Below are 19679 nucleotides of genomic sequence, written 5' to 3' on the forward strand. Positions count from 1 at the left end.
CCTTTCTTTGTTTAAATCCACTATATTAAACTGATCAAACCAGTAGCTTTAAATCAGCTGTAAAAATTAAATTTGTTTATTATTAGTTACCTGAGTGTGTTTCATGCGTTTGTTTTTATAGCGTATGTTAGTTACATGTAAAATCTGCATTAACCTCTATTGCATTCGAATGCAAAAGGCGGTAGTTTTTATGAGTCGAAAAAATAGTCATTTAAATGTCGCATTTTTAATAATTATAAATAATAAGAATGTGATGGTGGGGCATAGTGCCCACAGATGCTTAATAAAATTCATTTCAACAGGTGGAGAATTTATCTCATGACGACGAATATTTTACGTAAAACACTTATTTTTGCTGCTGTAAATACGGCGTTATTAGGCTCAGCATCTGTATTTTCACAAGAAGCAAAATTAAACCCTAACAAAGAGTTGGAGGTTATTTCTGTTACCTCTACTAAGCGGGTTAAAAGTATTCAATCGGTGCCTTTGGCAGTTACTGCTGTGTCGGCTAAAGACTTACTAGAAAATGGCGTTACCGATATTTTAAGCCTTGATAGCCTAGCGCCAGGTTTAAAGTCGGGTGTGTCGGGCAGTGATGCTCGCCCCGCCATGCGCGGTGCCAGAACAGAGCAAGTAGAAGCTAACGATGTTGCCATTGCGTTTTATTCTAATGGCGTTTATCGCCCTCGTCATGGACAAGCACTTGCTGGTTTTGTAGATTTAGAGCGTGTAGAAGTACTTCGCGGGCCTCAAGGTACGCTGTTTGGTCGTAATTCATTTGGTGGTGCAATTGATGTAATAGCTAAAAAGCCAGAGCTTGATATTACCGAAGGCGGTATGGCTACAACATTTGGTAATTATGGTCATTTACGCGGTGAAGGCTTTTTTAATGCCGCCTTAACCGATGATACCGCAGTACGCTTTACTGGGGTGCGAGAAATACGCGACCCATATGTAGAGAATTCGTTTAATGAATCAGCAGGATTAAAAGATGCTGATATGTATTTTTTACGTGGCCAAATATTTACTGAGTTTAACGATGATGTAAATTTGAATGTAAAAGTAGAAACATGGCAGGACGAGTCAAATGGCGGCGGTGCATTTGGCTATCATATTTTAGGCGTTCCTATAAACCCAGCGACAGGTAAAACAAGCTTGTCGGCACCATTAACTGAGCGAATTGGCCGCGATGATGTGTGTGGCAGTGATTGTGGTCGCTTTGGTGCAGGCTTAGATAATACAGCAACGCCTGGGCTTGATACTGCACAAGGTGTGTCGTCAGACCCATTTAATCAGCAGTTTGATTATCAGCCATCACGCGATGTAAGCGATGTAAGTATTAGCGCCGAGTTAAACTGGTCGCTTGAGTCGGTTGATTTAAAAGTAATTGCAGCCTCAATGGATTACGAAGAAACGCGCCTTACCGATGGTGATTTTTCGACTTATGCAGCCACTGTAGATGGTAATGCAATTGAATCTAAAACTAACTCGTTAGAAGTACAAGTTAGCTCTACATACGAAAGTGATTTTGAGTGGGTGGCTGGTATTTACTTATTTTCAGAGGACCTAGATAACGCTTTTTTAAATGCGAGCTATGGAGCCGTGGTTGATAATGTACCCGATACAACGCAGCCTCAAGCGCTTCAATATGCACCTTGGTTAAACCAAATTCAGTTAGAAACGCGATCAGCGGCGGCTTACTTTCAAGGTAATTACGCATTTAGTGATGATACACGCGGTATAGCCGGCATAAGGTATACAAATGATAGCCGTGAGTGGGATATTTACGGTCAAAATACTAATGATTTAAGCACGCTAGATTTTTCAGAATTAGAAGTTAAAGACGCAGATGGCGATTGGAGTAAAGTAACGTGGAAGTTAGGCGTAGAACATGACTTAACAAATTCTAAATTGCTTTATATTACTGTTTCTACAGGATTTTTAGCGGGTAATGCACAGGGCGCTTTTAATGGCGAAAATAGCTACGACGAGCAAACAGTAACGGCTTACGAGGTTGGCTTTAAAAGCATGCTGCTTGATAATTCATTAAGATTTAACGCTTCTTTATATTACAACCAATACGAGGACTTACTTTCTACTCGTTTTCAAAACGTAGGCGGTACGGCGGTATCGTTTTTTGGTAATGCGGGCGAAATTGATGCAGCTGGTCTTGAGTTAGAAATTGATTGGCAGGCAAGTGATGCATTGCGCCTAGGGGCACGTGCCGCGTTTACAGACTCGACTTATGGCGACTTTGTTACGCCAAATGTATTTGAAGAAGGCGGAGAGACCATTAATGGCGTAGATAACTTACTGCAACTTGACGGTAACGAAGTGCAGTTAAGCCCAAAATATAACATTACTTTATTGGCGAGTTACGAGTTTGATTTAGGTGATAAAGGCCGTGTTGTGCCTGCTACCAGTATTCAATTATCGGATTCGTATACGACCAACGATCTCCCTTTTTCGTTTGGTACGCAAGATAGCTATCAAAAATACGATGCCAGCATTGCATGGTATTCGGCCGATAATGAGTGGGCCATACGCGCATATGTTCAAAATGCAGGTGATGAGCTTATTTTACTTAGAACGGTTCGCTTTGGCGGTAACGTAGCGGCTGCTGACTATGCTAATCCTCGCACTTATGGTGTAAGAATAGGTTACAACTTTTAAGACTGTTATTGCTTTTAACTGCCTTATACTCAGTTAGGGTTTAGCTGAAGTTAAGTTATTAATAAAATTGGATATTATTTAAAAGGCCAGCAATATTGTATTGCTGGCCTTTTTATTTTTTAGATTTCGAAATTATGATTGTATTAATTTTAAGCTGTTGTTATTTGTAGTTTTTATTAATTAAGGTTAATTATTGGCCAGAAAGTTGTTGATCTTTTTGACTTCGAAGTCTATTTTGTATCAATGCATTTTCAATTGATACAATTTGTTTACTGTAATAATTGAAAATGTAGAGTTGGGGAGAAGTAGACACGTTTTAAACTCGGGAGAATAATTATAATGAAAGCTAAATTTACTCGGACTCTCGTTCATTTTGCTGTAACAACTGCTATTGCAGCAACCACAATGAATGCTCACAGCGCCGAAGAAGCAACATCAACACAAACTCAGCAGCAAATTAAAGAGCCAGCCATTGAACGCATAGCCGTTACTGCAAACCGTCGCTCACAAGATCTACAGGAAGTATCATCATCAATCACTGCACTCGGGGAGGCTGATATTGCCCGTGCCGGTATTATTGATGTTACGGGTCTTGAGCAGGTTGTACCGGGTTTGCGTATGGGGTCATCTGGTGGTGAGGTTCGTCCTGCCATGCGCGGCGCACGTACTAATGAAGTGGGTGTAGCAGGTACCGGTATTGCCGAGCAAATTGTAGGCATATTTCAAGATGGCATTTACGTACCTACTACCTCATCTGGTTTAGGAGCATTGGTGGATGTGCAGCGCATAGAAGTGCTGCGTGGCCCACAAGGTACTCTATACGGGCGCAACACCTTTGCTGGCAGTATTAATATAATTACTAATCAACCTGTTTTTGACGATTTACTGGGGAGTATAAAAGTTGAAACAGGGAGTTATAACCGCAGTGCTTACGAGGGTATTATAAATATTCCTGTAAGCGATACAATCGCGACTCGTTTTGTAGTGGCCTCTGATCGCCATGATGGCTATATTAATAATTTAGTGATTCCAGGACCTTCGGATGATTTACGCGAAAAAAATCAGTTTTATATGCGTAATGTCACTAAGTGGCAACCAAACGATAAGTTTAACGCAACGGTACGTTTTGACTACTCGCGTAAAAACTCAAACTCAGAAGCTATTTGGGGTTATCAGCAAATTGCGGGTTACCAAATAAGCGAAACGTCACCTGGCTCCGGTATATTTGATCCTAACCCTACAATTACAGCTGGGCATATTTATCAGCCAAGTGATGCGCAGCACGAAGATCTTGGTCCATATGATGTTTATCGCAATAGTTTTTCGCTTGATAAACAAGAAAGCTTTTCGACCACGGTAGCACTTGAGTGGTATACCGATTTTGCTGATATTAAGTGGACGACTAACTATTCAACCCTTAGCGGCAAGCAATACTACGACAACGACTATAGCGATGGCGGTATTGATTTTGTAGGTGGTTTTGGCCGTGAGGATGACCAAAAAACTCTATCGTCTGAGTTACAGTTTGCATCTAACGATGACGGTGATTTTTCGTGGATTGGTGGACTTTACTACTTTGACCAAGAAGCTGATTGGAGCTGGTTATCGCATGCAGATACAACAGGCGACGGTGTTTCAGACTCTGTTGTTGTGCCTTCGTGGGGGAATCCAGATTACGACCCACATACGGCTAAATCTATCGCAGCGTATGGGCAGTTACGTTATCAAATTAGTGAAGACTTACGTGTTGTAGGTGGCTTGCGTGTTAACCAAGACGATAAAGCGTTTACTGGTGATACCATTCCCGATTGGGATGATTCTGCAATGTTATATAAAGCGGCTGCAGAGTACGACATAAACAAAGACATAATGGTGTATGCAAGCGTAGCCACGGGTTACAGAACGGGTGGTGCAAACGACTCGCGCGTGGTAGCACGTGGTGCAGACCCACTTTATGATAACGAAGATGTTATTTCGTACGAAATGGGTATGAAAAGCTACTTGCTAGATGGTGCAATGCGTTTAAATGTGTCGGTATTTATGAATAAGTACGAAGACGTAAAAGCACAGTTGTTTGCAACGTCATGTAACGATACAACAACGGGTGATACCGTTTTAGAATGTGTGTCTGCAGGTACAGCCACAACATTTGAGTATTACGAAAATGGCGGTGACGTAGAAACAAAAGGCCTTGAAGCCGACCTTCAGTGGGTACCAATTGAGAATTTAACGCTTACCGGTACGTTATCGTTATTGGATAGCGAATTTGCTGATGGTTACGCTGTGGGTAACGAGCAACTTCGCCCGTTGCTAGCGCTTGGTAACCAAGGCGGGCGTCAAGATATAAACGATAATTCAAGCCAATTTAGTTTTGAAGGCTGGCGACCTGCAATGGCGCCAGAGTACAGCATGGGGCTTTCGGCGCGTTATGAATTTAGTTTAGGGGGCGACTCGTACTTAGTACCGTATATTCAAATGAATTACTTAGACGATTACTACGCGTTTGATACAAACATTCCAGAGGTAAGAGTAGATGCACATTTAATGGCTGATGCACGCTTAACGTGGTACATAAACGACAGTGTACAAGTAGAAGCGTATGTTAAAAACATTGGTGATAAAGCCATATTAACGCGTGGCGTGGTGCATTCACAAATTGTTGATGGTTTGCCAGCTAACTCAGTACAAGCAAACTGGAGCAACCCGCGTACGTGGGGTGCGAGCTTAAAATATCAGTTTTAGAGTTTCCTAAAATGGCCGCTATGGTCATCACTTTCAGCCAGCTATTTATTAGCTGGCTTTTTTAGCTTGTTAATTAGCTCGCCGTTAGCGTTACTATCGTACTTAATAAGTCTGTGCTCTCATTCATTAAGTGCGTTTTCATTCGCTTTAGATTGTAAGCTTAACCCTCTCATAGAAATGGCTGCTATTTTGTCGTGTTTCCTAATGCAAATACCTCGTTACCTGCCTTTAATTTAAATTAGCTAAATACATAAGTGTATATAAGTGTATAAAAGCTTTAAGTGTATAAAAGCCATAAGTGTGTAACTTGCAAAGTTGGGCGCTTGGCTGTTGGTTGCATACTCGGGGTTTGTAAGGCGAGGCTGATACTTTATTTACTGCCTTTAACTATTTTAAATCGTTATTTCTTTATATAAGTAATACCAACTCGTTTAATTAAGTGATTTATATTTAGGTAAAATGCCTTGTTGATAACAAGGCAAAAATTGATTAAGTATTATTGCAGATTGGTACAAAGGCCATTTATAAAATAAGCGCTCAGTGAGCGCTTGAAGGGAAGTGGAAAAGGTTACCCTATAGTGCAAATTGCTGGTTAAGTGCCAGCGTGTCGTATTGCATTACTTCGTGGGTTATTTGGTTATCGGTAATACTAATAACGCTAATTATTTGCTGACGTACACGTACATTTTTAGCGTTAAAGCTGCCATCGAGGGTCCAGCATACGGTGGCTTGGTTTTGCGTGCTGTCATACTCAACGGTTTCTAGCTGGGCGTAACGTCTGCTTAATGACTGTGTAAAGTCTAAGTGGCAATCAAGCAGTGCGCTGATAGGTTGTGGCTCTGTATTACCTGCAAGAATGGCTGTAGCGCTTGGAGTATAAAGGGTATTAAAGTGAGCCAGGTTGTTGCTTTGCCAAATTTGCCACCAGTTATCTAAAGTACGAGCAGTGTGAGAGGGCAGCTCGCAAATAGCGCTGGGGGTTGCATGAAAAGTAGTAGGGTGCAGTTGGTTATCTAAATCGCTAACAATAATAGGGTCACTTTTTGGTAGTTTAGGAATAACCGAGCTGTTATTTACCGTTGTATTTACATACTCGTTATTCGTTAGCGACAACGTATCAACCACACATTTTACTGACTTAATAAAAGTCCCGTTGTGTTTTATTACAAACGTTAAACGCACTGGGTTTTTAAGCTTTTTAGGCTGTAAAACCAGCTGTAGGGTTTCACGTTCTGCGCCAACATTATGTGTGTGCGATACACACTCAGACACACCATGCTGAGCTAAAAAACTAAGCCATAAAGGCTGCGCTTGCAAAGCGCCCATGGCTGTAAAATGGTGCTGTTGCCAGCGGCTACTACGAAGCAATTTACTGCTTAGCGTTTCAATATCGGCTTTAGTGTATAAATCGATAATAGCGTTGATCATGCATTTTCCTCCAACTGTGATTTGTTAACTAATGCATGTGCTTTAAATAAGTTTGCATAAAGTGCTACTTCATCAAAAACGGTGATTTCTTCGATGATTTTTTTGTTTTTAATACGCAAATGCGATGCGCCTAAAATGAAGTAAGGCTGCTGTTTAAGCTCACTTAGCTCGCTATTTTGCGGATTAAAGTGGCCGGCTAGCGACCAGCGTATCGCTACATCTGTCGTGGTCCCGTCAAATGGGGTAATAGCTATATGATCAATCGTTAATTTGGCATCAGGGCAGTTGGCAAAAAATTGTATAAATACGCCATTTATTTGTGCAAGGCCGGTTGCCATTCTGCCGCTTGGCCATTGTTGTGTGGCCGTTAAGCTATAAAACTCGTGTATTTTAGCAAATTGCTTTTGGTTAAATAATGTATCTAGCCAGTTATGCGCAAATGCGGCCAGTTCACCGTCTAAAATTGGAGTGCTTGGCGTGCGGTGATCAATTGCTTGTACTCGAGTAAACTCTTCATTAAGCCATAGGGTATGCTTTTCTTTACTTGGTACTTTGGCCATGTGTTTGGCTACATTGATAATACTTAGGCCAAGTTGCTTAACTAAAAAGCCGTTGTCGCGTACTAGCCATTCTTTTACTATTTTATTTTCAAAACAAACGCAGTCGGCAATGGTGGTTACTCGGCCTGTTTTATTTGTAGCAGGGCCAAATTCTGAGTTACCGGTATTACTCATTACACTGCTAATTAAGTGTGATGAGTAGTAATGCTCGTTGCCGTCTTCTGAAAAAATAACATTTTCGCCAATTAGGCTTCTATCAGGGAAGGCTGCAATGGTTTTAAGTGTTCCTTGAATAACATCTTCAATATTTTCGCCGTAAGCACCAAGTGTAAAAACAGGACATACATCAGCGTAATAGCGATAACATAAACCAATGTTTTTTTGCTCCCAAATGCGGTGCGTAATACGTAAAATGTAATCAACAATATCAACAAACTCTTCGTCAAACCCTACAAGCGCTTGCTGTTTTTTACTTTGCGGATTTAATACGCTCGATAAAGGCAGCCAGTAAGGTTGGGTAATTGTGTTTTGTGTGCTCATAAGTATCTCTTAGTTTGCTGCTATTTTATTTTGCATTTGTTCGAATATATCAATACCCATTCCCTCTAATAAGTGAGGAATATCGATAGCGACCCAGTTTTCTTTTAAAACTCCGTTTTCACAGCGCCAAAAATCCATAACACGCGGGAACAGCTTATTGCCAGAAGGCGGCAATCCTAACCAGTCTTCACCGGTATGGGTGCCATACATGTGCGGCCAGCCACCGGTGGCTACAAAATTGTCGTGGCTTACTAAACAGAGTGTTTTATTGATCCCACGATCAGGGAACCCTTTTAAAAATGGAGCTTGGTGGTGCTCTCTAAAACCACTAATGCCTCGGGTTGTTCCTATACCGGCTGGGCCATACCAAATAAAATCTGGGTGCCAATATTTTTCTAAATTAATGCTATACAAGTCTTTACCATCGTAGCGGCCAAGCTCAGTAAGCATATCAATTACGAGCTGTTCGTTGGTTTTACTTAGTTTGTCGTTTTTAGCTGTATCAGGCACACCATCAAGTGTAGTGGGGGGCATTATTAAACCCGGATAACCTAAGCTTGGACGCAGTGGATTTACACCCACTTGGTTCATTACATCGATTAAATCTAAAAAGGTATAAACGTTAATTACTTTATTGTTTTCTATTTGAGCCATTTCGCTATAGCGGATAAAAATACTTTTACCGCTGGCTGGAATACCTAATAACGGTTTTGTAAATGTGCCGGTAAAGTAGCCTGTTGCGCATATCCATTGCTCGCCTTTGTAGTCGCCCTCAATAGAAATAAAGGGTTTACGTTCTATATCGGGTAATGAGTTTTTAAGCACACCAAAGTAATTATTAATTACATTTTGTTTAGATGTAATTGGTTCAAAAGGGTGGCTTACCTGCCATTGAACGGTATCAGCAAGCAATGCTTGGTTTGGTAATTTTGCAGCGCTGAAGTTTTCAAAAAGTTGTTCTAAAATATTCATTTATTTCACCTTATACAAAATGTTCAAATAACATGAGAGACGCGAAGCTCACTACAAAAAAGCCAAGTAACCAGTAGTTTATTGAGTCAAACTTACCCGGAATTAAGTACCAGCCGTTTTCTTTTTCTGGACGATTTTGTTCTTTAAATGCTCTTAACTGACCTTTAATGGTGTACTCGTTGTATTCCTCTTGAAAACCATCAAAAGCGATACTCAAAACAATACTAAATACAACACACGTTATGGCACCAATTGCACAGTACCAAGGCCACGCTATGTCGGTGTAGAGGGCACATACTGCAACAGTTACAAACGATACTAATGTGCCAATTAAGAGGCCTTTTTCAGTGGTGTGCTTAGAGAAAAATCCTAGAGCAAACATACCTAATTGAGCACCTACAAAATATGAGCCTACCTTGGTGAGTATTTCTAAAATTGAGCCTTCGCTGTAAAGGTGATACATAATGGCGGGTACAATGATGATAATTGCCCAGCCAAGGGTAAATAAGCGTGTTGCACCTAAGTAATGTGCGTCGTTTTTATCCGGTGCAAAATACTTTTTATAAAAGTCGATAGTACTAATTGTTGAAAGCGAATTAAGCGCTGAATCAAGGCTCGACATAGAAGCGGCCATAACGGCTGCCGCTATTATTCCCATTAATCCTGGTAGACCATAGTCGGCTGCAAACTGTAAAATAATTAAGTTATCGTTTTCAAATGTACGGCCGCCGTAGTAGCTGTAAAACAACACGCCCATAAATATAAAAAACAGGTAAATAAAGAATGCAATAAAGCCCATTAATAGATATGACTTTTTAGCATCACCAATGTTTTTAGCAGCAAGTGTACGTTGCACCATCATTTGGTTAGTACCGTAAACAGTGATGTGATAAAGCGACATAGCTAGCACGCCAGACCAAACGGTGGTTACTTTAGTGAAGTCGAACGAGAAATTAAGAGGGTCTAACTTACCTTGTGCTTTTAACTCAGTAAGTGTTGAGCTAAACGAGCCATCCATCGAGGTAATAAGTGCATACATAATAATGCCGGCACCAATAAATAATATTGCTGATTGAATAACATCGGTCCATATTACGGCGGTTATACCTCCTAGCATGGTATATATTAGTGCGATTATAGTGACCAAAAATATGGCGGTTATAACGTTTATATCAACAATAAAGGCAAGTACTAGAGAGGTTGCATAGAGTACCGCGGCTGAGCCCATTGTTTGTGAAATAAGCCAAATTGTGGAGATTAAAATCCGCGCTTTTTTACCAAAACGACGCTCTTGGTATTCGTATATTGAGGCGACACCTGCATTGTAAAAAAACGGAAAAAACAAACACACAACAGCCACAATAACGAGTGGGTAGTTTAAGTGTATGGCAATAACCGATAAACCCTCTTTGTATGACCACGCTGGCGCACCTAAAAATGTAAGCGCACTAACATAGGTTGCCACTACCGATATACCAATAGCCCACCAAGGTGTATTTTTTCGGCCAATATAAAAGTCATTAGCACTGCTCACCTTTTTACTTATTACAAACCCAAGTATGAGGTTAGCAATAATGTACCCGATGAGAATACTCCAATTCAATAATCCAAAATCATTCATAATTAATCCTGTTAGATTAGGTATTACGGGCTAATTAGCCTATTTATACTTTTTATTTTGAATCATCATGAATCACTTTGACTTCGAAGTCAATTGTCATTAGTATTATTTTAAATCGATTTATAACTTAGTATTTACAAGCTTTTAATTACTCTTTAAATAGAATACATTTTAGCAATGCGTATTTATTTGCGGTTTAAGAGTGTTAATTTGATTGCGCAAACAACAAGGGAACATCATGGCAGAAATAATTAATAATAAGCAGTTGGTTCGTCAGTTTCATGCTGCATTAGAAAAAACACAAGGTAATGATTTAAATGCTGTATTTAAAGAATACTTGGCAGATAATTACAGCTTTAAAGGTGTGCATCCGTTTAATGAATTAAATAATGCCTATGATGTAATTGAGCATGTTTGGCAGCCTTTATTTTATTCTTTTAAAGCACTTCAGCGCCGTGAAGATATTTTTATTGCAGGGCAAAGCGAAGCTGATGGCGGCGAGTGGGTAATGAGTATGGGCCACTTTATGGGCCTTTTTGATCGTGACTGGTTAGGTATTGCGCCTTCTCATAAATTGGCGACAATTCGCTACGCTGAATTTAACTGTGTTAAAGACGGTAAAATTATTCAAACTGGTTTTTTTGTCGATATTATTGGGGTGATGCTACAAGTAGGTTTAAACCCATTACCGCTCTCTACCGGGCAATATTTTACTTATCCAGGGCCACGTACCCACGATGGAGTTCGTTTAGGTGAAGGGAGCGATGAGCAAAGTACGCGCACAATGAGCTTGGTTAATCAGATGATTGATAACCTAACCGCGCTTAATCAAAGCGGTATAAATACCTGCCCACCTGAAGTGCTTGCAAAAACATGGGATGAAAACATGGTTTGGTATGGCCCTGCGGGTATTGGTGCTACATATACAATTGAGCGTTATCAGCAACAACATATGTATCCGTTTAGAGAAGGGTTAACGGGTAAAGTATTTAATGGCCATATTTGCCGGTTTGCTGAGGATGAATATGCATGCTTTTTTGGTTGGCCAAACTTAACAAATACCGCCATTGGTGGCTTTTTAGGCTTACCTGGAGCTAATACTCCTGCTGATATGCGCGTGGTTGATGTATATCATCGTGAAGGTGATAAGCTAGTTGAAAACTGGGTAATTATTGACTTACCGTATTGGTTAAAACAACAAGGCTTAGATATTTTAAAACGCACACAAAGTATTGCTAATCCGAGTACTTAATTTTTTCAAGTGATAAAAAGCTCTGTTTTACAGAGCTTTTCTTATATAACCGTTATAAAAGAGACTATGGAGCAAAGTTTAAATAGCGCGCTTTAGTTAGTTCTTTCATACGAGCCAATACATCAACTCCAATTTGATTGTACACATCAAGCATATCTATCAGCACCCAGTTTTCGCGAATTAAGTTATTCTCAGCTCGCCAAAAGTCGAGACTACGCATGGTTATTTGCTGATTTGCGGGCGCAATACCTAGCCAACCATCGTTACTAATAGTCATGCTCATACCAGGCCATGCAGTAAACCCTACGTAGTTTTCATCAGCAAATAAATAGCCTTTACTTGCATCGCCAACCCGGTTGGGTAGGGCATTTAAAAAGGGGATTTGATGCCAGTTTCTAAAGCCCTTTACACCGCGTGCAGTGCCTATTGTGCTTGGCCCATACCAGCTACAATGAGGATGCCAAAAGTGCTCCAGTTTCATGGCTTTAATGCCACCTTCTGCATAAAATCCAAGATGCTCACACATATCGCCCACAAGCTTTAAACTTTGCGCAGCTTGTTCGTTATTATAAGGACGGGTGATTAACCCATCTTGTGTGGCAGGCCCTGGTACATGCCACTCTTTGCCTAAGCTCGGAGACAGTGGCCAGACGTTTGCTTGCATCATTACTTCGGGAATATCCCAAATAGCTTGTACTTCAACCACTTTATTATTTTTAATCCGGTAAAACTCATGAAAACGCATACTCACTTGATGCCCTGTGGGTGGAATGCCTAGCCATGGTTTTTCGAATGAGCCGGTATAGTATCCACAGCAGCCAACCCAACCCGAGTCGTTTATAGAGCTACCTGCTATTACAATGGTATCGCGACGTTCAAGGCCAACAAATGCTTTGCTAAGGGGTAAATAGGCTTGCTCAATAAGTGCATTAGGATTTGCGAGTGTTTCAAACGGGTAGCAAAGTTGTATTAATGCATCATCAGTAAATAAGTTAGTGACTTCTTTTTTGAGCAAATTAATATCAAAGTTATAGAGTGCATTTCTAAAGTTTTTAATTAACTCTTTATTTTTGTTATGGATACTCATATTTTTGATTCACTTGTAGCTGATTCAAAGTCTGCACGTAATTGCTTAGCACCACTTAGTAAAAAGCTATGATCAGAGCTTAATAAATAAAAGCTTACGCCTAACGATTGCCAATGACTTAGCTCACTTAAATTACCAACAAACATGCCACAGCATTTATTATATTTTGCCGCTGCGTTAGCTATTTTAGTAACTGCATCAATAACAATAGGAGCGCTCGGGTTGGTTTCACCGAGGGAAATAGTTAAGTCCATTCGGCCTATAAAAATACAGTCAATTTCGTCTATTTGGCACAATTCATCGATGTTCTCAAGCGCATCGGCATCCTCTATTTGAGCAATAATGCAGGTAGATGATTTGTTGGCTGCTAAGTTATCGGTTAATGCATGTGTGGTATAGCCTGCAAAGCGGCTTGAACCTGCGTAACCTCTACCGTTGTTGCCATAAAAGCAGTTTTTAATAATCGCTTTTGCTTGCTCTGGCGTTTTAATGTGAGGTAGCACTAAACCATCGGCACCGATATCTAAATTGCTAAGTATAGTGGCGTGATCGGTATTACTTACGCGAATAAGGGTCGGCATATTTTTAGTACGCGCTGCCATAATGCAACTATCTAAATGGCCGCGATCAAACGGAGCATGCTCTGCATCTAAACACAAAACATCGAGATTAGTGTGAGAAAGTACTTCGGTATTATGATAATGAGTACTTTTTATAAATGTGCCTAATAGCAATTGTTGAGCATTTAACTTTTGTTTTAAATTCATTTAATAGACTCCAACCAATCTAAGAGTAGTGCGTTTAGGGTGTTACTTCTTTCAAGCGGGACGAAATGCCCACAATTGCCTAATAAAATAAGATCACTATTAGGGCAAGCGTTATGCATTGTTTTTTGAATAGTACTTGGACATAAAACGTCACGTTCACCACCAACAAATAGTAATTTTTTATTGGTTTGCTTAATAACGTTTAGGGTGTCTTCGCGTGTTGCAAGGGCATTTAATTGTGCACTAAAAGCGTTAAAACCAAGCTCATTTGCCATTTTTAATGCAAGTTCACTGTGCTTTATATTTGGCTGGTGGAAATAATGCGGTAAAAAGTCGTGCTTAAGTACGCTTTCTACGCCTGTAGCGTGTGCTTGCTCAATTTGTTTTTGCCTAATAGCCGGGCGTTCGAGTTTGTCGGCTAGGCTATTACTTGATATTAAACACAGCGACTGTATAAGCTCAGGGTTTGATTTTAAAAGTGCAAGGGCAACAATGCCACCCATTGAAAAACCTATAAAAGGGGCAGGCTTGAGGGCTATAGTTTCAGTAAGCTCAGCCATTTGTGCAATGCTTGTTTGTTCAGTAAAGGGAATAACATGAGGGGTATAACCCGCATTTTGAAGGGCAATTATTTGCGCTTCAAACATACGGTGGTTACACATAGTACCAGGTAAAATATAAACAGGATTTTTGGCCACAAAAACTCCTTAATTTAGCGTGTTTTAATAGAGTTCCCAGTAATTAATGAACCGGTAAAAACTCGTGCTTCAGCAGCGGCTTGAGGGTTTTCAATACGTTCCATAAGTATGTCTACAGCAGCTTTAGTTAGCTGTTTCATAGGTTGTTGTATTGTGGTTATTTGATAGTTGTACCAAGACGCAGCACTAATACCATCAAACCCTACCACCGACACATCGTCGGGTACGCTTAAGTTTAAGTTTTGTTTGATTTCATCAATTACGCCAATGGCCATTACATCGTTACTGCAAATAATAGCATCGGGTAGGGTGTTTGTTTTTAACCAATCTTCTAATGCACTTCGTGCTGATTTATAGCCATAATCACCATAAATAACAGGCGTATTTTGGATACCTAAAGTGTGTAAATAATTTTGAGCTATTTCACGGCGCTCGTTGGCTACATCGGAGTCATCTGGGCCGGCAATAATTAAATACGACTTATGGTTAGATTGGTGTAATAAATCAATTAGCTGTTTAATGCCTTTATCGTGATTACAGCAAACTGTGTTTGCATTCGATTCAGGCACATTACGGTTATAAAGCACAATAGGTGTGCTGTGTTTAGCAAATAAATCTAGGCTTTTACTATCAAAGTGAGCCGCTAGAGCAATTACGCCATCAACCTGAAAGGTCCAAATGTTTTCGAGTAATTCATCTAATTCGTCTGCGTCATCAAGAGTAAAGAGCAGCACTCGTTTATTGTTAAGTGCTAGCTCTTTGTTAAGCTCAGAGAGTACCTCAGGGTAGTTCAAGTTTGCTCGCGATGATAAAATAACCGCAACCATACCAGACTGTTTAGTGATCAACATACGAGCAATGGCATTAGGGCGATAGCCCATTTCATTGGCTGTTGCGACTACCTTTTCGCGGGTTTTTTTAGACACGCTAAATCCGGGTCTAAATACACGCGATACCGCCGATTGTGATACACCCGCTTCGCGGGCTACATCATATGAGGTGACTCGTTTTTGCTTTGACAATGATTTATTTCCTATATCGTCTTACTCGTATGTCTGCTTGTTCTTTGTGGCCAGCGAACCCTTCTGCAGCACATAAACGTGAACAATACTCACCAACAACAACCGAGGCTTCTTCTGTTACTCGTTGGAAAGTACATGTTTTTATGAATTTTCCTACCCATAGCCCACCAGTATAACGCGCTGCTTTACCTGTGGGTAGTGTATGGTTTGTACCAATACATTTATCGCCATAAGAAACGTTAGTTTGCGGACCTAAAAACAAGGCTCCAAAGTTTTGCATGTTTTCTTTGAAGTAGTCGGTATTGCGAGTCATAATTTGTACATGTTCAAATGCAAGATCGTTAGCAACTTCGATCATCTCCTCATAGGTATCACATACAATAACTTCACCATGATCCTTCCATGCCACACTTGCAATATCAGCAGTAGGTAATATGGTAAGTTGTCTCTCTACTTCAGCCATTGTATCAATAGCTAATTGCTCAGAGTTAGTCAGTAAAATAGCGGGAGACGTAGGACCGTGCTCTGCTTGGCCTAATAGGTCGGCTGCACATAGTTCGCCATCTACACTGTCATCAGCAATAACGAGTGTTTCGGTAGGGCCTGCAAATAAATCGATACCAACTCGGCCAAATAACTGTCGTTTAGCCTCGGCTACAAAGGCGTTACCCGGGCCTACAATCATATCTACTGGAGCAATAGTTTGCGTTCCAATAGCCATTGCAGCAACGGCTTGTACACCACCGAGGCAGTAAATTTCATCTGCGCCTGCCATATCCATTGCAACCACAATTTCTGGTGATGGCTTGCCATTAAAAGGTGGAGCCATGGCGATAACACGTTTAACACCGGCTACTTTAGCCGTTAATACACTCATGTGTGCAGAGGCTAGTAGTGGATATTTCCCACCTGGTACGTAACAACCTACGCTCTCCATTGCTATGTGTTTATGGCCAAGCGTAACGCCAGGTAGTGTTTCTACTTCAACGTCTTTCATTGAGTCACGTTGAATTTGAGCAAAATTGCGGACTTGGCTTTGCGCCCATTTAATATCTTCGATTAATTGATCATCAAGTTGTGCATAACACGCATTAATTTCATCACTAGATAGCCTGAAAGACTCCGGAGTCCATTTGTCGAATTTTTCAGAATATTCACGAATTGCTGCATCACCTTCAGATTCAACACGCGCTAAAATATTTTCTACAATATCTCTTACTGATTGATTTTGTTTTTGTTTTGAGTCAACTGGCTGACCTTTTTTTAAATGCTTTATCATTGTTTATATCCTTAGTGACTAGTTGTTTTATACACTGTTGATGAGACGAACTGGTTAAATAATGTCTTGCATCTGTGGCTACTCTAATTAATAATGACTTCGAATGCAATATAGAATTTAGGTGAACAAATGGGATTTGATAAAATTCTTTTACTTGGTAAAACCATTTTGATAACGGGTGCGGGTAAAGGCATTGGTAAATCGTGCGTACAAAAGTGTGTAGATGCGGGTGCAAATATAATTGCTGTGGCGCGTACAAAACACGATTTGGAGCAGCTCAAGCAATATGCTCCTTCGCAAATAGAAATCTGGCCGCTTGATATAAACAGTGATGCTTTTTATGAGCGTTTACGTGGACTTACTAAGTTAGACGGTTTACTTAACAACGCAGGTATTAACCGTGTTGCGCCAATGCTTGAGCAAACAGATGACAATATTGATGATGTAATTTCGATGAATATCCGTAGTGTTTATCGAATAAGCCAAGCAGCATTACCAGCCTTAATTAACTCTGGTGCCGGTGCTGTAGTTAACATGTCATCTCAAATGGGTTTTGTAGGCTCACCTAATCGTACTTTGTATTGCATGAGTAAGCATGCGGTAGAAGGGCTCACCAAGGCACTTTCTGTTGAACTAGCAACACAAAATGTACGTGTAAATACGGTTGCCCCTACGTTTGTTGAAACGCCAATGACAAAGCCAATGCTTGAAAATCCCGACTTCAAAAAGTTTGTTTATGACATGATCCCAATGAAAAAAATTGCCCAAACGGATGATGTTGCAAATGCTTGTGTATTTTTGCTTAGTGAGTTGTCTGCAATGATCACAGGAACAAGTATAAAAATTGATGGCGGCTGGACCGCTCAGTAATTAATTTAGGAGAGAATAATGAGTTTATTTGCAGAACGCTTAGTACGATACGATGATTTAATTCCGTGTAAGAATGCCTTTATTGATACGCGTTCGCCTGGTAGTGATCAAAAAGAAAATTTTACTATTATAGGTCCAGGTGTTGCAGAAAACCCTAACCAGCATGTGCATATTTCTATACCTCATGGGTTTAATATTGGTGGCGCTCGCCAACCTGCTGGGTGCTTAAATTCGCAGCATAGCCACTTAACCGAAGAAATATTTGTTGTACACAGTGGCACATGGGCATTTTATACCGGTGTAGACGGTAAAGACGCTAAGGTAATTTTAAACGAAGGTGATATTATTTCGATTCCTTTAGATATTTTTAGGGGATTTGAAAATGTAGGTAATGGTATTGGCTACTTATATGCAGTGCTTGGCAGTGACGATCCGGGTAGAGTACTTTGGGCTCCACAAGTATTTGATATGGCAAAAGAGTTTGGTCTTATTTTACTTGAAAATGGCAGTTTAGTAGATACAACGCTCAATGAAAAAGCTCCTGATGGGGTTAACCCAATGGCTGTTACTAGCAACGAACAAATAGCGCAGCATCGAATAATAACAGACGAAGAGCTTGCGCAAACAGTGGTCAGAGCAAGTGATTTTAATTGGAACAAGCACTCTTACCTAAGTCAGTTCGAAGGTGTTTACGAAGCACCGCTAGTTGGTAATTTAAATGCCGATACGCCTATTCAAACACAACTAAATTGGCCACATGGATTTAATATATCAGCGTTAAAACTCCAACCAAATGCACAAATAGCAAAACACATTCGTTTTGAAGAAGAGGTTATTTTTGTTCATCAAGGTAGCTTAACCATTGATTTAGGCGATGAAGTAATAACGCTTACTCAAGGAGATACATTTTCAGTTCCTATTGAGCATAGCCGAGCGTTTAGTAATGAAGCGAAAAATGATTGTATTGTGTATATCACTCGCAGGAATGATTCGCCAAAAGATCCGCAATTTATTTAAACTTTAATACCATATGTAATTTAAGGCACTTAGCTTGTTTTAGCTAAGTGCCTTTTTCGTGGTAAAAAACCAGTAACTAGCATTGTGCCTACAATTACAAATAGTGCGCCTAGTAATGTATTTGGCCCTATTTTCTCATCTAAAAATAAATGCCCCCAAAATATACCAAATAATGGAATTAAAAAGGTGACAGTGAGTGCTGAAGTTGGGCCTATATCGTCAATAAGTTTAAAAAATAATATATATGCAAGCGCAGTACATACTACGCCTAGTACTAATACACCTAGCATAACGTTGGTGGTTGGAACTTCACGTATTGGTATAAATAAGATAAGAGGTAATACCATAAAACTCGACGCCCACATTGAGCCATGGGCGTTATCAAATGGGGCCAGTTTAGGCGCGTTTTTAGTGTAATGCGATGCAATGGCATAGCAAAGTGATGCGCTTAATGCCGCTACTATGGCCAAAATTGATTGGCTATTTAATACAAAATGATTTTGCCCAACAAGTATTGCAACACCTATCAAACCCAGCAGTAAACCAAGCACCATACTTTTTGTGGGCTTTGTTTTTGTCCATAAAATTCCAACGACAACACCCCATATTGGTGTTGTAGAATTTAAAATTGAGAGTGTGGATGCGCTGATAGTTTGGGCTGCGTAAGCAAAAAATAAAAACGGCAAAGCTGAATTAAACGCGCCTATAATAAAAAAGTGTTTTTTGTGTTCAGTAAAGGCTAAGTGGCGTTTTAAGTACAACGCCACAATAAAGAGGGTGAGTGCGGCAAAGCCTACTCGAAACTCAATTAATACCGCAGGCCCTAAACTATTGGCGGCCATTCGCATAAATAAAAAAGAAGCGCCCCAAATACCGGCCAGAAAAAATAATCGCAGTAAGCTTGCTAAGGTCATGATAGTATTTTAATTATTCTGATTGGCTTTTAGAATAACAGGGTTTATAAAAAGTGTAAGCCATATTCGGAACCGGCATATAAAAATAATAAATTAAGGATAAGAATGAAAAAGTTCTCAGTAGCTGCAGGTTCTTAAAGCAACAGTAGCAATTTGATTAAATAGTTGCCTTATTACACAGCATCGGGTTTGAAAGCACAAAATGTAAGTTGATTGTGAGAAATACGAAGGGACAGT

15 protein-coding genes are annotated in these 19679 nt (G+C 40.1%); 5 read left to right on the forward strand and 10 right to left on the reverse strand.

Going from position 1 to position 19679, the window contains the following annotated elements; all coding sequences use genetic code 11:
• Positions 1 to 318 precede the first annotated feature (318 nt).
• A complete protein-coding gene (locus EU510_RS01030) occupies positions 319 to 2673 on the forward strand; it encodes a TonB-dependent receptor (protein WP_188085385.1) in 2355 nt (784 codons plus the stop codon).
• A 339-nt stretch (positions 2674 to 3012) separates the two neighbouring features.
• Positions 3013 to 5415, forward strand: coding sequence for a TonB-dependent receptor (locus EU510_RS01035; RefSeq protein ID WP_149591879.1), 2403 nt, complete (start codon positions 3013 to 3015; stop codon positions 5413 to 5415).
• 573 nt (positions 5416 to 5988) lie between these two features.
• On the opposite strand, the gene EU510_RS01040 is transcribed toward EU510_RS01035, so the two are convergent.
• The 4 genes from EU510_RS01040 to EU510_RS01055 are packed head-to-tail and all read right to left on the reverse strand — an operon-like array spanning position 5989 to position 10536.
• Positions 5989 to 6843, reverse strand: coding sequence for a nuclear transport factor 2 family protein (locus EU510_RS01040; protein ID WP_149591880.1), 855 nt, complete (start codon positions 6841 to 6843; stop codon positions 5989 to 5991).
• A complete protein-coding gene (locus EU510_RS01045) occupies positions 6840 to 7943 on the reverse strand; it encodes a nuclear transport factor 2 family protein (protein ID WP_149591881.1) in 1104 nt (367 codons plus the stop codon). The genes EU510_RS01040 and EU510_RS01045 overlap by 4 nt, the downstream gene beginning before the upstream one ends.
• Before the next feature lie 9 nt (positions 7944 to 7952).
• Positions 7953 to 8915 (reverse strand): ester cyclase, encoded by a 963-nt coding sequence (locus EU510_RS01050; RefSeq protein WP_149591882.1) that lies wholly within the window; start codon positions 8913 to 8915, stop codon positions 7953 to 7955.
• A gap of 10 nt (positions 8916 to 8925) precedes the next feature.
• A complete protein-coding gene (locus tag EU510_RS01055) occupies positions 8926 to 10536 on the reverse strand; it encodes a sodium:solute symporter family transporter (RefSeq protein ID WP_149591883.1) in 1611 nt (536 codons plus the stop codon).
• A gap of 238 nt (positions 10537 to 10774) precedes the next feature.
• Here EU510_RS01055 and EU510_RS01060 point away from each other — a divergent pair, with 238 nt between their 5' ends.
• Positions 10775 to 11788, forward strand: coding sequence for an ester cyclase (locus tag EU510_RS01060; RefSeq protein WP_149591884.1), 1014 nt, complete (start codon positions 10775 to 10777; stop codon positions 11786 to 11788).
• A 64-nt stretch (positions 11789 to 11852) separates the two neighbouring features.
• Here EU510_RS01060 and EU510_RS01065 read toward each other — a convergent pair whose 3' ends face one another.
• From EU510_RS01065 to hisD, 5 genes are read right to left on the reverse strand one after another with little or no spacing between them, the layout of a single operon-like run.
• Entirely contained in the window at positions 11853 to 12875 is a 1023-nt protein-coding gene (locus EU510_RS01065; protein WP_149591885.1) for an ester cyclase, read from the reverse strand.
• Entirely contained in the window at positions 12872 to 13642 is a 771-nt protein-coding gene (locus EU510_RS01070; protein ID WP_149591886.1) for an HpcH/HpaI aldolase family protein, read from the reverse strand. The genes EU510_RS01065 and EU510_RS01070 overlap by 4 nt, the downstream gene beginning before the upstream one ends.
• Positions 13639 to 14340, reverse strand: a complete 702-nt coding sequence (locus EU510_RS01075; RefSeq protein ID WP_149591887.1) for an alpha/beta fold hydrolase — start codon at positions 14338 to 14340, stop codon at positions 13639 to 13641. Before EU510_RS01075 ends, EU510_RS01070 begins: the two co-directional genes overlap by 4 nt.
• A gap of 14 nt (positions 14341 to 14354) precedes the next feature.
• Positions 14355 to 15362 (reverse strand): LacI family DNA-binding transcriptional regulator, encoded by a 1008-nt coding sequence (locus EU510_RS01080; protein ID WP_149591888.1) that lies wholly within the window; start codon positions 15360 to 15362, stop codon positions 14355 to 14357.
• 4 nt (positions 15363 to 15366) lie between these two features.
• On the reverse strand, positions 15367 to 16641 hold the full coding sequence (gene hisD, locus EU510_RS01085) for a histidinol dehydrogenase (RefSeq protein WP_149591889.1): 1275 nt from the start codon (positions 16639 to 16641) through the stop codon (positions 15367 to 15369).
• Positions 16642 to 16770: 129 nt separating this feature from the next.
• Between hisD and EU510_RS01090 the strand changes: the two genes are divergently transcribed.
• Positions 16771 to 17511 carry an SDR family NAD(P)-dependent oxidoreductase gene (locus tag EU510_RS01090; RefSeq protein ID WP_149591890.1) on the forward strand — a complete coding sequence of 247 codons (741 nt, stop codon included), beginning with the start codon at positions 16771 to 16773 and terminating at the stop codon, positions 17509 to 17511.
• Positions 17512 to 17529: 18 nt separating this feature from the next.
• The gene (locus tag EU510_RS01095) at positions 17530 to 18528 is read left to right on the forward strand and encodes a cupin domain-containing protein (RefSeq protein ID WP_149591891.1); all 999 of its coding nucleotides are present in this window, start codon (positions 17530 to 17532) and stop codon (positions 18526 to 18528) included.
• 29 nt (positions 18529 to 18557) lie between these two features.
• Here the strand turns inward: EU510_RS01095 and EU510_RS01100 are convergent, their stop codons facing one another.
• Positions 18558 to 19442 (reverse strand): DMT family transporter, encoded by an 885-nt coding sequence (locus EU510_RS01100; RefSeq protein ID WP_149591892.1) that lies wholly within the window; start codon positions 19440 to 19442, stop codon positions 18558 to 18560.
• Between the last annotated feature and the right edge of the window lie 237 nt (positions 19443 to 19679).

Origin of the sequence: Pseudoalteromonas sp. FUC4, from assembly GCF_008370255.1 — a bacterium.
Lineage (GTDB): Bacteria > Pseudomonadota > Gammaproteobacteria > Enterobacterales > Alteromonadaceae > Pseudoalteromonas.

Excerpts from the sequence above, each read along its gene's own strand:
- EU510_RS01030 (WP_188085385.1), top strand. The coding sequence starts at position 319 with ATGACGACGAATATTTTACGTAAAACACTTATTTTTGCTGCTGTAAAT.
- EU510_RS01035 (WP_149591879.1), top strand. The coding sequence starts at position 3,013 with ATGAAAGCTAAATTTACTCGGACTCTCGTTCATTTTGCTGTAACAACT.
- EU510_RS01040 (WP_149591880.1), bottom strand. The coding sequence starts at position 6,843 with ATGATCAACGCTATTATCGATTTATACACTAAAGCCGATATTGAAACG.
- EU510_RS01045 (WP_149591881.1), bottom strand. The coding sequence starts at position 7,943 with ATGAGCACACAAAACACAATTACCCAACCTTACTGGCTGCCTTTATCG.
- EU510_RS01050 (WP_149591882.1), bottom strand. The coding sequence starts at position 8,915 with ATGAATATTTTAGAACAACTTTTTGAAAACTTCAGCGCTGCAAAATTA.
- EU510_RS01055 (WP_149591883.1), bottom strand. The coding sequence starts at position 10,536 with ATGAATGATTTTGGATTATTGAATTGGAGTATTCTCATCGGGTACATT.
- EU510_RS01060 (WP_149591884.1), top strand. The coding sequence starts at position 10,775 with ATGGCAGAAATAATTAATAATAAGCAGTTGGTTCGTCAGTTTCATGCT.
- EU510_RS01065 (WP_149591885.1), bottom strand. The coding sequence starts at position 12,875 with ATGAGTATCCATAACAAAAATAAAGAGTTAATTAAAAACTTTAGAAAT.
- EU510_RS01070 (WP_149591886.1), bottom strand. The coding sequence starts at position 13,642 with ATGAATTTAAAACAAAAGTTAAATGCTCAACAATTGCTATTAGGCACA.
- hisD (WP_149591889.1), bottom strand. The coding sequence starts at position 16,641 with ATGATAAAGCATTTAAAAAAAGGTCAGCCAGTTGACTCAAAACAAAAA.
- EU510_RS01090 (WP_149591890.1), top strand. The coding sequence starts at position 16,771 with ATGGGATTTGATAAAATTCTTTTACTTGGTAAAACCATTTTGATAACG.
- EU510_RS01095 (WP_149591891.1), top strand. The coding sequence starts at position 17,530 with ATGAGTTTATTTGCAGAACGCTTAGTACGATACGATGATTTAATTCCG.
- EU510_RS01100 (WP_149591892.1), bottom strand. The coding sequence starts at position 19,442 with ATGACCTTAGCAAGCTTACTGCGATTATTTTTTCTGGCCGGTATTTGG.